14 protein-coding genes are annotated in these 13,625 nt (G+C 56.4%); 6 read left to right on the top strand and 8 right to left on the bottom strand.

Annotated elements, in window-relative coordinates; genetic code table 11:
* Nucleotides 1-69: 69 nt before the first annotated feature.
* Nucleotides 70-549: a tRNA (uridine(34)/cytosine(34)/5-carboxymethylaminomethyluridine(34)-2'-O)-methyltransferase TrmL gene (gene trmL / locus SCU88_RS00530; protein ID WP_175341266.1), complete on the top strand. Its 480-nt coding sequence runs from the start codon at nucleotides 70-72 to the stop codon at nucleotides 547-549.
* A 19-nt stretch (nucleotides 550-568) separates the two neighbouring features.
* Here the strand turns inward: trmL and cysE are convergent, their stop codons facing one another.
* The 5 genes from cysE to SCU88_RS00505 all read right to left on the bottom strand — a co-directional run bounded on the left by cysE (nucleotide 569) and on the right by SCU88_RS00505 (nucleotide 3,790).
* Nucleotides 569-1,390, bottom strand: a complete 822-nt coding sequence (gene cysE, locus SCU88_RS00525; protein WP_175341267.1) for a serine O-acetyltransferase — start codon at nucleotides 1,388-1,390, stop codon at nucleotides 569-571.
* Between the two features lie 80 nt (nucleotides 1,391-1,470).
* Nucleotides 1,471-2,484, bottom strand: coding sequence for an NAD(P)H-dependent glycerol-3-phosphate dehydrogenase (gene gpsA, locus SCU88_RS00520; protein WP_138095156.1), 1,014 nt, complete (start codon nucleotides 2,482-2,484; stop codon nucleotides 1,471-1,473).
* Nucleotides 2,484-2,954, bottom strand: coding sequence for a protein-export chaperone SecB (gene secB / locus SCU88_RS00515; RefSeq protein ID WP_175341268.1), 471 nt, complete (start codon nucleotides 2,952-2,954; stop codon nucleotides 2,484-2,486). Before secB ends, gpsA begins: the two co-directional genes overlap by 1 nt.
* 124 nt (nucleotides 2,955-3,078) lie before the next feature.
* Nucleotides 3,079-3,330: a glutaredoxin 3 gene (grxC, locus tag SCU88_RS00510; RefSeq protein WP_138095154.1), complete on the bottom strand. Its 252-nt coding sequence runs from the start codon at nucleotides 3,328-3,330 to the stop codon at nucleotides 3,079-3,081.
* A gap of 22 nt (nucleotides 3,331-3,352) precedes the next feature.
* Nucleotides 3,353-3,790, bottom strand: coding sequence for a rhodanese-like domain-containing protein (locus SCU88_RS00505; protein WP_138095153.1), 438 nt, complete (start codon nucleotides 3,788-3,790; stop codon nucleotides 3,353-3,355).
* 251 nt (nucleotides 3,791-4,041) lie between these two features.
* Between SCU88_RS00505 and gpmM the strand changes: the two genes are divergently transcribed.
* From gpmM to SCU88_RS00490, 3 genes are read left to right on the top strand one after another with little or no spacing between them, the layout of a single operon-like run.
* Nucleotides 4,042-5,589, top strand: coding sequence for a 2,3-bisphosphoglycerate-independent phosphoglycerate mutase (gene gpmM, locus SCU88_RS00500; protein WP_138095152.1), 1,548 nt, complete (start codon nucleotides 4,042-4,044; stop codon nucleotides 5,587-5,589).
* 9 nt (nucleotides 5,590-5,598) lie between these two features.
* Nucleotides 5,599-6,885 (top strand): murein hydrolase activator EnvC, encoded by a 1,287-nt coding sequence (gene envC, locus SCU88_RS00495; protein ID WP_138095151.1) that lies wholly within the window; start codon nucleotides 5,599-5,601, stop codon nucleotides 6,883-6,885.
* A 3-nt stretch (nucleotides 6,886-6,888) separates the two neighbouring features.
* Nucleotides 6,889-7,875: a divergent polysaccharide deacetylase family protein gene (locus SCU88_RS00490; RefSeq protein ID WP_175341269.1), complete on the top strand. Its 987-nt coding sequence runs from the start codon at nucleotides 6,889-6,891 to the stop codon at nucleotides 7,873-7,875.
* On the opposite strand, the gene SCU88_RS00485 is transcribed toward SCU88_RS00490, so the two are convergent.
* The 3 genes from SCU88_RS00485 to kbl all read right to left on the bottom strand — a co-directional run bounded on the left by SCU88_RS00485 (nucleotide 7,858) and on the right by kbl (nucleotide 11,400).
* Nucleotides 7,858-8,895 (bottom strand): glycosyltransferase, encoded by a 1,038-nt coding sequence (locus tag SCU88_RS00485; protein ID WP_175341270.1) that lies wholly within the window; start codon nucleotides 8,893-8,895, stop codon nucleotides 7,858-7,860. The genes SCU88_RS00490 and SCU88_RS00485 overlap by 18 nt on opposite strands.
* A 266-nt stretch (nucleotides 8,896-9,161) precedes the next feature.
* The gene (tdh, locus tag SCU88_RS00480; protein ID WP_175341271.1) at nucleotides 9,162-10,187 is read right to left on the bottom strand and encodes an L-threonine 3-dehydrogenase; all 1,026 of its coding nucleotides are present in this window, start codon (nucleotides 10,185-10,187) and stop codon (nucleotides 9,162-9,164) included.
* A gap of 16 nt (nucleotides 10,188-10,203) precedes the next feature.
* A complete protein-coding gene (kbl, locus tag SCU88_RS00475; RefSeq protein WP_175341272.1) occupies nucleotides 10,204-11,400 on the bottom strand; it encodes a glycine C-acetyltransferase in 1,197 nt (398 codons plus the stop codon).
* Between the two features lie 229 nt (nucleotides 11,401-11,629).
* On the opposite strand from kbl, the gene rfaD reads away from it, so the two are divergent.
* Both rfaD and rfaF read left to right on the top strand, forming a co-directional pair.
* Nucleotides 11,630-12,562 carry an ADP-glyceromanno-heptose 6-epimerase gene (gene rfaD / locus SCU88_RS00470; protein WP_138095146.1) on the top strand — a complete coding sequence of 311 codons (933 nt, stop codon included), beginning with the start codon at nucleotides 11,630-11,632 and terminating at the stop codon, nucleotides 12,560-12,562.
* A 15-nt stretch (nucleotides 12,563-12,577) separates the two neighbouring features.
* The gene (gene rfaF, locus SCU88_RS00465; protein WP_175341273.1) at nucleotides 12,578-13,624 is read left to right on the top strand and encodes an ADP-heptose--LPS heptosyltransferase RfaF; all 1,047 of its coding nucleotides are present in this window, start codon (nucleotides 12,578-12,580) and stop codon (nucleotides 13,622-13,624) included.
* Nucleotide 13,625: the final 1 nt, after the last annotated feature.

The raw sequence follows: 13,625 nt of genomic DNA, 5'->3' as shown, positions 1-13,625 counted from the left end.
CTCTACCCGGAGAGGGGCAGACAGCGTAAAAACCTGCTATCCTTGCCCCCCTTCCAGAAGGGGGCGTCCATGCTGAATATCGTATTATTTGAACCTGAAATCCCACCTAACACCGGGAATATCATCCGACTATGCGCTAATACCGGCTTCCGGCTGCATATTATTGAGCCAACCGGCTTTACCTGGGACGATAAACGCCTGCGTCGCGCAGGGCTGGATTATCACGAATTTACCGCGGTCACCCGCCATCGCGACTACCCTACCTTTCTTGAGAATGAACGCCCGCAACGACTGTTTGCCCTGACGACCAAAGGGACGCCAGCGCACAGCGCCGTGAAGTATCAGAAAGGAGATTACTTGCTGTTCGGCCCCGAAACCCGCGGCCTTCCCGCCACCATTCTGGATGCGCTCCCCCCACAGCAGAAGATTCGCATACCGATGGTGCCGGACAGCCGCAGCATGAATCTGTCGAATGCCGTCTCAGTTGTGGTCTATGAGGCCTGGCGCCAGTTAGGGTATCCCGGCACCGTATTGCGGGATCCGGTCTGATCCGGAATTGCTATCGGGATCAGATCCCGTCGCCGTATTCGAAGCCGTTCCAGTTACCGTTAAAGTGCTGATCCATATCCATCGACGGCTTCTCGCTGCCGGGTTTCCCGACGATGCGTGCCGGCACGCCCGCCGCGGTGGTATGAGGCGGCACCGGCTGAAGTACAACGGAACCCGCACCAATCTTGGCACCGCGCCCCACTTCGATATTGCCAAGCACTTTAGCACCCGCGCCAATCATCACGCCTTCGCGAATCTTGGGATGGCGATCGCCGCTGGTTTTGCCAGTACCGCCCAGGGTCACCGACTGCAGAATGGAGACATCGTTTTCAATCACCGCGGTTTCACCCACCACAATGCCCGTCGCATGGTCGAGCATGATGCCGCGACCGATTTTCGCCGCCGGGTGAATATCGACCTGGAAGGAAACCGAAACCTGATTTTGCAGGAAAATCGCCAGCGCCCTGCGCCCCTGGTTCCACAACCAGTGACCGATACGATGCGCCTGCAGCGCATGGAACCCTTTCAGATACAGCAACGGCGTGGAGTACTTATCCACCGCCGGATCGCGGGTACGTACCGCCTGAATGTCATAGGCGGCGGAGGCGATCATCTGCGGGTCGGCCGCGTAGGCCTCTTCCACCATCTCACGAATGGCGATGGCAGGCATAATCGGTGATGCCAGCTTATTCGCCAGCATATAACTCAGCGCGCTGCCGAGGCTTTCGTGTTTTAGCAGCGTTGCGTGATAAAAACTGGCCAGCATCGGCTCACAATCGGCCAGTGCCCGGGCTTCGGCTTTGATGTTATTCCAGACCAGTTCGACTTCTTCACACAACATTGCTCTCTCCAGACAAAAACAGCGGCGCTGACGATCCCATCGTAATCGCCCGGCCGCATGATTATATGATTTGCGCTCCGTTAGTGACTCTCGTCCTTACGCGCACGACCCAGTAGCGTTAATGCTGCCTCGCGCGCATTTTTTCCGCAATACAATACCTGATAAATTTCCTCGGTTATTGGCATTTCGACGCCACAGCGGGCCGCCAGCTCGCGAACCTCTTTGGTATTGCGATAGCCTTCCACCACCTGGCCAATCTGCTGCTGGGCGCTGTCGACATCCGCCCCCTGCCCCAGTTGCATGCCAAAACGTCGATTACGCGACTGGTTATCGGTACAGGTCAGCACCAGATCGCCCAACCCGGCCATCCCCATAAAGGTGGCAGGATCGGCCCCCAGGGCGCTTCCAAGACGCGACATTTCTGCCAGGCCACGGGTAATTAACGCCGTGCGGGCATTCGCCCCAAAGCCGATGCCGTCAGACATCCCGGCGCCAATGGCAATAACGTTCTTCACCGCGCCGCCCAACTGCACGCCGATAAAGTCGTGGTTACGATAGACGCGAAAGCTCTTGCCGCAGTGCAGCAACGTCTGGAGATCGCTGGCAAAGACGTCATCGGTCGCCGCAACGGCAATCGCCGTCGGCAGCCCGGCGGCCAGCTCTTTAGCAAAGGTCGGCCCGGAAATTACCGCCAGCGGGATCCGATCTCCCAGGACTTCACGCGCCACATCCTGCAGCAGACGACCGGTTTCGGCTTCCAGCCCTTTGGTTGCCCAGACCAGACGGGCATCGTCGCGCAACAGCGGACGAATACTCCCTAACACCTGACCAAAGACGTGACTCGGCACCACGACCAGAATGTCACGACTGGCGGCCAGCGCCGTAGCGAGGTCGCTTTCAAGGTGCAGGGTATCGGGAAAGGGGACATCGGGAAGAAAGGCAGCATTACAGCGATCGTGCTGCAGCGTAGCGATATGGTTGGGATCGTGCCCCCACAAAACGACATCGTGGCCGTTTCTTGCGAGGGTGATGGCGAGAGCGGTGCCGTAAGAGCCGGCACCGATCACTGTCATTGACGCATTAATGGTGTTCATCAGGCATCCTGATGTTCTTGCTCACCTGCTTCGCCAGACTGCTGCTGTAAGTAGTTCATAAACAGCGCATCAAAGTTTACCGGCGCGAGGTTCAGCTGCGGGAAGGTGCCGCGGGAAACCAGGCTCGTGATGCATTCACGGGCGTACGGGAACAGAATATTCGGGCAGTATGCGCCCAGGCAGTGAGCCATCTGAGTCCCTTCGATACCGCCGATAGAGAAGATACCCGCCTGCTGAACTTCGCACAGGAATGCGGTCTCTTCGCCCAGTGAAGCGGTCACGGTTACGCGCAGAACCACTTCATAGACATCATCCGCCAGCTGGCTGGAGGCGGTATCCAGATCCAGTTTCACCTCCGGCTCCCACTCTTTCTGGAAGGTCTGAGGTGCATTCGGCGCTTCGAAAGAGATATCCTTCGTGTAAACGCGCTGAATCTGGAAAGTCATTTCGGTGTTGTTTTGCTCTGACATAATTAACCCTTTACAGTAATGTCCTTAATATCCTCGTCATACCTCAGGCCACACTCCTGGCGCCCGCCTATTGCCGCCGCCGTGTGCACCCCAACGTTTCAGAGTGAAGTTCCTGGTGGCCGCATCAGCGCAGCAGAGGGTCCAGCCCGCCGCTCGCATCCAGTGCGTATAAATCATCGCAGCCGCCAATATGCTGCTGATCAATAAAAATCTGCGGTACCGTGGTACGGCCGCTGCGTTCAATCATCTCTTCACGCTTTGCCGCATCACCGTCGATGGGCAGTTCGTCAAAAGCGGCACCTTTGCTTTCCAGCAGCGCTTTGGCGCGGTGGCAAAACGGACAGGTGGCTTTGGTGTAGATCTCAATATGAGCCATGATCACCCCTAAATAACTGGTCTTATTTCCCTTTGCCGCGTACCAGAGGCAGGTTTTCCCCGCTCCAGCCAGCGATCCCCTCTTTCAGCACGAAGACACGCTCGAAACCGGCTTTGTTCAGCAGAGCGCCAGGCTCCTGCGCATTCACGCCGTTAGCATCAACAATAATGATGGGGCTGGATTTGTGTTTTTCCAGCTCACCGAAGTTATTGTTTTTGATCTCGGCGGTTTGCAGGTTCAGCGCGCTGGGGATATGCCCTTTGCGGAACTCATCGCGGGTACGCAGATCGACCACAACGGCCTCTTCTTTATTGATCAGGCGCGTCGCCTCGCCACGGGTAATGACCTTCACTTTCGAGGTCAGCCCTTTAAATGTGGTGTATAGCACGGCCGCCAGCAGCGCAATCCACGCGATACTAAGTATGGGGTGGCGGCCAACGAATTGCATAATCTCTTGCATGGGGGGTAACAACTCCCGACTGATGATGTAGATAAAAAAACCCGTTGGGGAGTATACCTGTGCACTGTGTCAAATACAGCCAGGGAGCGGGAGGTAATCGCGTTTCTGCGGCCTGTTACGTAAAAAAACCATCATCCGCCGAGGAATCCCCGCCATTCCGGCCCCTTTCTTTGATCTTCTGCGGCTATTTTTGCGCCGCTTCTGTAGTAAAGTTACGCCAATTTTTTATCTCTGACGTATGAGGTTTTTCAATGTCGGCTTCAAAAAAACCCATGGTGCTGGTGATTCTGGATGGCTACGGCTATCGCGAAGATCAGCAGGATAACGCAATCACCCAGGCCCGCACGCCGGTCATGGATAGTCTGTGGGCCAGCCGCCCCCATACGCTGATCGATGCTTCCGGGCTGGAAGTGGGGCTGCCTGACCGCCAGATGGGTAACTCCGAAGTGGGTCACGTCAACCTGGGGGCTGGTCGCGTTGTTTACCAGGATCTCACCCGCCTGGATGTGGAAATTAAAGATCGTGCTTTCTTTGCCAACCCGGCGCTGACTGGCGCGGTTGACCGCGCCGTTTCCGCAGGCAAGGCCGTGCACATCATGGGCCTGCTCTCTGCTGGCGGCGTACACAGCCACGAAGACCATATTATGGCAATGGTTGAACTGGCAGCCGAACGCGGAGCGGAAAAAATCTATCTGCACGCCTTCCTGGATGGCCGAGATACCCCGCCGCGTAGCGCAGAATCTTCCCTGAAGCGTTTCTCCGACAAGTTTGCCGAACTGGGCAAAGGCCGTATAGCGACCCTAATCGGCCGCTACTACGCCATGGACCGCGACAACCGTTGGGATCGCGTAGCGCTGGCCTATGACCTGCTGACTCTGGGCGAAGGCGAGTTCCAGTCGGACAACGCCGTTGCCGGTCTGCAGGCCGCCTATGCCCGCGACGAAAACGACGAATTCGTGAAGCCCACCGTGATTCGCGCCGCTGGCGAAGAAGCCGTAGCGATGGAAGACGGCGACGCGCTGATCTTTATGAACTTCCGTGCCGACCGTGCCCGCCAGATCGCTCGCGCCTTTGTGAATGCCGACTTCGACGGCTTTGCCCGCAAAAAAGTGGTTAAGTTCTGCGATTTCGTAATGCTGACCGAATATGCAGCTGACATCAAAACCGCCTGCGCTTATCCCCCCACCGCGTTGCTCAACACCTTCGGCGAGTGGATGGCGAAACACGATAAAACCCAGTTGCGTATTTCCGAAACGGAAAAATATGCTCACGTTACTTTTTTCTTTAACGGCGGCGTTGAATCACCTTTCGCTGGCGAAGATCGCATCCTGATCAACTCGCCGCAGGTGGCCACCTACGACCTGCAGCCGGAAATGAGCTCTGCGGAACTGACCGAAAAACTGACCGACGCCATTGCCAGCGGTAAGTACGACACTATCATCTGTAACTACCCGAACGGTGATATGGTCGGTCATACCGGCGTGTTCGACGCGGCAGTGAAAGCGGTGGAAACTCTGGATCAGTGCATCGATAAAGTGGTGAAGGCCGTTGAAGCCGCAGGCGGCCAGTTGTTGATTACCGCCGACCACGGTAACGCCGAACAGATGCGCGACCCGTCCACCGGACAGGCCCATACAGCGCACACTAACCTGCCGGTACCGCTGATTTATGTCGGCGATCGGGCGGTGGATGCCATTGCGGGCGGTAAACTTTCAGACATCGCGCCGACCATGCTCAGCCTGATGGGAATGGAAATCCCGCAAGAGATGACTGGTAAGCCGCTGTTCATCGTGGAATAATCTTTCCCCATGAGGGGAAAGACGATTTTAAGTATCATCAGGGGCTGTCAGCCGGGACGACGATTCTCTGCCAGGTCCCTCAGTTACGCCAGTGCGATCTGCGCTGGCGTATTGCTATGTCTTTCGCCCGCCCACGCCAACGATCGCGATAGGCTTAATGCCATCCAGCAGGATATCGCCGCCAAAGAGCGTGCGGTACGCCAGCAGCAGCAGCAGCGCGCCAGGCTGCTCGAACAGCTTCAGGCTCAGGAAAAGGCGATAGCCACCGCAGCCCGTAAGCTGCGCGAGACCCAAAAAGTGCTGGACTCCCTCAACAGCCAGATCGACGAAATGAACGCCTCTATTGCCCGACTGGAAAAGCAGCGTAAGGAGCAGGAACGCAATCTTGCGGCCCAGCTCGACGCCGCGTTTCGCCAGGGGCAGCATACCGGCATTCAACTGATCCTTAGCGGCGAAGAGAGCCAACGCGGCCAGCGCCTGCAGGCCTATTTCGGCTACCTGAATAAGGCTCGTCAGGAGACCATCGCCAGTCTGCAGCAGACCCGCGCTGAGGTCGCCGCCCAGAGAAGCGAACTGGAAGAGAAGCAGTCCCGTCAACAGACGCTGCTGTATGAACAGCGCGCCCAGCAGCGTCGCCTGGAAGCAGCCCGCAACGAGCGTAAGAAAACCGTCGACAGCCTGGAGTCTTCGATTCACAAAGGCCAGCAACAGCTGAGCGAACTGCGCCAGAACGAATCGCGCATGCGTGACCGTATCGCACGCGCCGCCGCTGCGGCAAAGGCCAAAGCCGAACGGGAAGCCCGGGAAGCGCAGAAAGTACGCGATCGCCAAAAAGAGGCATCGAGCAAAGGCAGCACCTACAAACCGACCGAAAGCGAACGCTCTCTGATGGCGCGTACCGGCGGCCTTGGCTCACCGCGCGGCCAGGCCCGTTGGCCGGTACGCGGTTCCCTGCTGCACCGCTTTGGCGAACAGCTACAGGGAGAGCTGCGCTGGAAGGGAGTCGTCATCGGCGCTTCTGAAGGTACCGAGGTAAAAGCCATCGCCGATGGCCGGGTGATCCTCGCCGACTGGCTGCAGGGCTACGGCCTGGTGGTTGTCGTGGAGCACGGTAAAGGTGATATGAGCCTTTACGGTTATAATCAGAGCGCGCTGGTCAATGTCGGCACCCAGGTGCGCGCAGGCCAGCCTATCGCGCTGGTAGGTAACAGCGGTGGTCAGGGCAGACCCTCGCTCTATTTCGAAATCCGTCGCCAGGGTCAGGCCGTTAATCCACTACCATGGCTGGGAAGATAAGTTTTGTCTCAATTTCGCCGCGTCATGCTCGCCCTTACCGCCGCGCTCTCGCTGGCGGCCCCCGTCCACGCCGGTAAGCTGGCAATCGTTATCGATGACTTCGGTTATCGACCACACCAGGAAAATCAGGTTATTGCTCTACCAGCTCAGGTATCGGTTGCAGTACTCCCCAACGCGCCCCATGCCCGGGAGATGGCGCTGAAAGCGCATCAGGCCGGACACGAAGTGCTTATCCATCTGCCGATGGCGCCCATCAGTAAACAGCCGCTGGAGAAAGATACGCTGCGCCCGGATATGAGCAGTGCCGAAATTGAGCGCATCATCCGCAGCGCCGTGCAAAAGGTGCCCGGTGCGGTCGGCATGAATAACCATATGGGCAGCGCTATGACCTCCAGCCTGTTTGGCATGCAGAAAGTGATGCAGACCCTGGAAAATTATAACCTGCTCTATTTCCTGGACAGCGTCACTATCGGTAGTACCCAGGCGACGCGCGCCGCCGCCGGAACCGGCATTAAGGTCGTCAGGCGTAATATCTTCCTGGATGATAAGCAGGACGAAGCCGAGGTGCGCCATCAGTTCGATCGCGCAATTGCCTTTGCCCGGCGCCACGGTCACGCTATTGCTATCGGTCATCCGCATCCGGTCACCGTTCGCGTACTCCAGCAGCAGCTCTACCGTTTACCGCCGGATATTCAACTGGTGCGGCCCAGCGACCTGCTGAATGAGCCACAGCTGGGTACTGCAGCGCCGGGAACGGCGCCGCCTCCGGCCACCACGCCGCGCAACCCGTTCCGCGGCGGCGCGAAGCTCTGCAGCAGTAAACAACCGCTGCAGCCGGTGCCGGTAACCCGTTTCTTTGAGGTGTTGAGCGATAGCTTCAGCCAGAGTTCGCTGGTGAGCTACTTCCAGAATCAGTGGAGGGGCTGGGGACGCGCCCTGAACAACGCCCCCCGGCAATCGGAAAGCCAGACGTTACCAAAAAGAAGCTAGCCTGCGGCGCATCGCCCGTGTCATAGCGCGTCGGCCGCCCTGACGCATACGCCAGAGCCGCGTCAGCCACAGTGCAGCCTGGTAACCCACCTGTGGGCTACGTACATTACGCAGCATCCGCAGGTGGGTGCCGCTATCGATAATTTCCCGAATCATCGCCTGACGTGCGCTGGGTGAAGGCTCCTTACGCACTGCATGGCATACCCGTAACGCCTCGCGGGTAATTTGCTGATGAAACTCCGGATACAGGGTAATTTTCCCGGCATAGTCACGGTTCATTTTTTCCAGCAACTGCGTGATTTTTATATAGTGACGCTGATAGGCGACATTTTTTCCGCCGCGTCGTTTCAACCGACTTATCGACTGATCGTGCAGGAAATATTTATATAATGGCTGCTCAGTATAACGCGCGCGTTTGGCGTTATACATAAATTCGGTACTCCAGATAATATCCTGGTGATGCAGCCCGGGAATAAATTGTAATTTCAGCTGATTAATTAATTCCCGACGATACACGCCCATCCAGACAACATGTGTCCAGCGCTTTGAGGCCAGCGCCTGACGCAACCACTGGGGTCCGCTCAGTACACCGGTGGAGCTCAAGCGGTCGGTAGGAATCGACAGCCAGGTATGGCCGGTACGGCGATCGCACCAGTCGGCATTACACTGAGCTACATCCAGGTCATCTTCTAGCGCCATATTCATCAGCGTTTCGTACATGGTGGGATAGACGATGTCGTCGGCATCCACAAAGGCCACGTAGTCGCCGCTGGCGACGGCCATCCCACGGTTACGCGCAACGGACGCCCCGGCATTAGTCTGATGAATCAGGTGGATATGCGCATGTGCATCGGCATAGCGCTGCGCCAGTTCGCCCGAATTATCGGTCGAACCATCGTTAACAATAATAATCTCCAGGTCGCGCCAGGTTTGCGCCAGCAGTGAATCCATACAGGCGATGAAGTCATTACCGGCATTATATAACGGCATAATAATGCTCAGTTTTTGGCTATCATTCATTAAATTATAATCCTGGTGGTCTGTGAATGTACGCTTAGTAATATCGCAGTTTTATTAAAGAAATATTAAGCACAACCATTTCCAGAATAATCGCATAAAAACTGCCATTTATTAAGAAACCTTAATTTAATCGACCAACCAGGAATAAAGATATCAGAGCAAAGCAGGCTTACGTATACTTTATTAGGATGACAAAAACTGACAAATTAATATTTCATTTGAGATTTATCGCAAAGAAAAAGCCGGGAGTCCCGGCTTTTTCTTATTTAATCCCAGCTTAGAATCACTTTTCCTGATTGCCCCGAACGCATCGCGTCAAAGCCTTTCTGGAAGTCATCGATAGAGAAGCGATGGGTGATAATGGGCGAGAGATCGAGCCCGGATTGAATGAGTGCTGCCATCTTATACCAGGTTTCAAACATCTCACGACCGTAGATACCTTTAATAAACAGCCCTTTAAAGATAACTTTATTCCAGTCGATAGCCATCTCCGACGGCGGAATCCCCAGCATCGCGATGCGGCCGCCGTGGTTCATGGTATCCAGCATGGTGCGAAAAGCCGCAGGCGCGCCAGACATCTCCAGCCCGACGTCAAAGCCTTCGCTCATACCCAGCTCTGCCATCACATCCTGCAGGCTCTGCTGGCTGACATTAACCGCCCGGGTTACCCCCATATCGCGCGCCAGCGCCAGACGGTATTCATTGACGTCGGTGATCACCACGTTTCGGGCACCGACGTGTTTCGCTACAGCCGCCGCCATAATACCGATGGGACCCGCACCGGAAACCAGCACATCTTCCCCGACCAGGTCGAACGACAGCGCGGTGTGGACCGCATTACCGAAGGGATCAAAGATAGAGGCCAAATCGTCAGAGATATTGTCCGGGATTTTGAATGCGTTAAAGGCAGGAATCACCAGATATTCCGCAAAACAGCCCGGGCGGTTCACACCGACGCCGATGGTATTACGGCACAGGTGGGTGCGACCGGCACGGCAGTTGCGGCAGTGGCCGCAAGTGATATGTCCTTCCCCGGAAACCCGGTCGCCAATGCTGAAACCTTTGACCTCCTGACCAACACCAACCACTTCACCCACATATTCATGACCCACCACCATCGGCACCGGAATGGTTTTCTGGGACCACTCATCCCAGTTGTAGATATGAACATCGGTACCACAAATCGCGGTCTTACGAATTTTGATCAGCAGGTCGTTATGACCTACCTCCGGCTCAGGGACATCAGTCATCCAGATGCCCTGTTCCGCTTTTAGTTTCGATAATGCTTTCATTGCGACATCCTCGGACTCAGGCGATTACGCCCAGCTTCTTACCGATACGGGTAAATGCGTCAATCGCGCGCTCAATCTGTGCCGGAGTATGGGCCGCCGACATCTGGGTACGGATACGCGCCTGGCCTTTCGGCACCACTGGATAGAAGAAGCCGGTCACGTAAATCCCCTCTTTCTGAAGCTCGCGGGCGAAATCCTGGGCCACAACCGCATCGCCCAGCATCACCGGAATAATGGCGTGATCGGCCCCCGCCAGCGTAAAGCCTGCGGCGGTCATTTTCTCGCGGAACAGACGCGCGTTGGCCCACAGCCGCTCGCGCAGTTCATCGCCGGACGACAGCATCTTCAGCACTTTCATTGAGGCCGAAACGATAGCCGGCGCCAGGGAGTTAGAGAACAGATAAGGACGCGAGCGCTGACGCAACCACTCCACGACCTCTTTACGCGCCGCGGTATAACCGCCGGAAGCGCCGCCCAACGCCTTACCCAGGGTGCCGGTAATGATATCTACCCGGCCCATCACGTCGCAGTATTCGTGGGTGCCGCGACCGTTGGCGCCGACAAAACCTACCGCATGGGAATCATCCACCATCACCAGCGCATCATACTGGTCCGCCAGATCGCAAACGCCCTTCAGATTGGCGATAACGCCATCCATAGAGAACACGCCATCGGTGGCGATCATCACGTGACGCGCCCCGGCCGCGCGGGCCTCTTTCAGGCGCGCTTCCAGTTCCTGCATATCGTTATTGGCATAGCGATAACGCTTCGCCTTACACAGGCGCACGCCGTCGATAATAGAAGCGTGGTTAAGGGCATCGGAAATAATGGCGTCTTCCGGCCCCAGCAGGGTTTCGAACAAACCGCCGTTGGCATCGAAGCAGGAGGAATACAGAATGGCATCATCCATACCCAGGAATGCCGCCAGCTGCTGCTCCAGCGCCTTATGGCTGTCCTGAGTACCGCAGATAAAACGCACCGACGCCATACCAAAGCCGTGGCTATCCATACCCGCTTTCGCTGCTTCAATCAGCGCCGGATGATTGGCCAGCCCCAGATAATTGTTGGCGCAGAAGTTAATGACATGACTACCATCCGCCACCGTAATATCTGCCTGCTGCGCGGAGGTGATGATACGCTCCTCCTTGAACAGCCCCTCTGCGCGTGCCGTATCCAGATCGGCCGCTAACTGTTGATAAAAATCCCCTCGCATTGCGATTCTCCATACATGGCATACTGTGGCACATCTTACTCAAAGCTATACCCTGATACGAGATGACGCTTCAGGGATTATGCTTTTTGCAGCATAAATCACGACTAACAGATCAAAGTTACCACCATCATCTCTTCCGGCGGCTGTCGGGTAATCGATGAGATGATATGATAAGAGACATTAGCGTCGGGAACTGTTCCCCGGCCCCACTTCTTAAAGGTTAACGCTTATGATCATTGTAACCGGCGGCGCCGGCTTTATCGGCAGCAACATTGTTAAGGCTCTGAACGACCTTGGACACAGTGATATTCTGGTGGTCGATAACCTGAAAGACGGCACCAAGTTCGTCAATCTGGTCGACCTGAACATCGCCGACTACATGGATAAAGAAGATTTTCTGATCCAGATTATGGCGGGTGAAGAGTTTGGTGATATCGAAGCCATCTTCCACGAAGGCGCCTGTTCCTCCACCACCGAGTGGGACGGCAAGTACATGATGGATAACAACTATCAGTACTCCAAAGAGCTGTTGCACTACTGCCTGGAACGCGAGATCCCATTCCTTTACGCCTCCTCCGCCGCCACCTACGGCGGGCGTACCAGTGACTTTATCGAGTCACGCGAATACGAACAGCCGCTGAACGTCTACGGATACTCTAAGTTTCTGTTCGACGAATATGTGCGCAGCATTCTTCCTGAAGCTCAGTCGCAGATCGTGGGTTTCCGCTATTTCAACGTCTATGGACCGCGAGAAGGGCACAAGGGAAGCATGGCGAGCGTGGCTTTCCACCTCAATACCCAGTTGAATAACGGTGAAAGCCCGAAACTGTTTGAAGGCAGCGATGGCTTCAAACGCGACTTTATCTACGTGGGCGATGTGGCAGCGGTTAACCTCTGGTTCATGGAAAATGGCGTCTCTGGCATCTTTAACTGCGGTACCGGTCGCGCAGAATCCTTCCAGGCCGTGGCGGACGCAACCCTGGCGTTCCATAAGAAGGGAAGCATCGAATACATTCCGTTCCCCGACAAGCTTAAGGGCCGCTATCAGGCCTTTACTCAGGCCGATCTGACCAACCTACGCGCCGCTGGCTATGACAAACCCTTCAAGACCGTTGCCGAAGGGGTTACGGAGTATATGACCTGGCTAAACCGTGACGCTTAACGGGTAACCTGGTCTATGAAAATACTGGTGATCGGCCCGTCATGGGTGGGCGACATGATGATGTCGCAAAGTCTCTACCGCACGCTCAGGGCCCGCTATCCCCAGGCGGTAATCGATGTGATGGCACCCGCGTGGTGCCGTCCTCTGTTATCCCGTATGCCCGAGGTCCATGAAGCGATTCCGATGCCTCTGGGCCATGGCGCCCTGGCTATTGGCGAACGCCGTCGTCTCGGTATCAGCCTGCGCGAGCGTCGCTACGATCGGGCATTTGTGTTGCCCAATTCCCTGAAATCCGCTCTCGTCCCCTGGTTTGCCAACATCCCCCAACGAACCGGCTGGCGAGGAGAAATGCGCTATGGCCTGCTAAACGATGTGCGGACGCTGGATAAACAGGCCTGGCCGCTAATGGTGGAGCGCTACGTCGCGCTGGCTTTTGATAAAGGCGTGATGCAATCCGCACGGGATCTGCCCCAACCGCTGCTGTGGCCTCAACTCCAGGTTAGCGAAGCAGAGAAGCGTCAGACGCGTGCTACGTTTTCGCTGTCTGACGCGCGCCCGCTTATCGGTTTTTGCCCCGGCGCCGAATTTGGCCCGGCCAAGCGCTGGCCACACTACCACTACGCCAGTCTGGCCGAATCGCTGATTGGCGAAGGCTTCCAGGTAGCGCTGTTTGGCTCGGCGAAAGACAGGGAAGCAGGCGATCAAATCTGTTCCGCCCTACCCCGGGAACAGCAGTCGTGGTGCCATAACCTGGCGGGCGATACCGAGCTGGAGCAGGCCGTCATACTCATTGCCTCCTGCCGGGCCGTGGTCACCAACGATTCGGGTTTGATGCATGTTGCTGCCGCGCTCGATCGCCCGCTGGTGGCGCTCTATGGTCCCAGTAGCCCGGACTTTACGCCACCGCTGTCCCACAAGGCGCGGGTCATTCGCCTGATCAGCGGCTACCATCGGGTGCGTAAAGGCGATGCCGAAGAGGGTTATCATCAAAGTCTGATCGATATCCAGCCGGAGAAGGTACTGGCAGAACTTCATGAACTGATGCAGGACGAGGAACAGTAAC

It is taken from the genome of Jejuibacter sp. L23 (genome assembly GCF_050815825.1).
GTDB classification, from domain to species: domain Bacteria; phylum Pseudomonadota; class Gammaproteobacteria; order Enterobacterales; family Enterobacteriaceae; genus Jejubacter; species Jejubacter calystegiae.
This window is presented reverse-complemented; position numbering and strand designations above follow the sequence as displayed.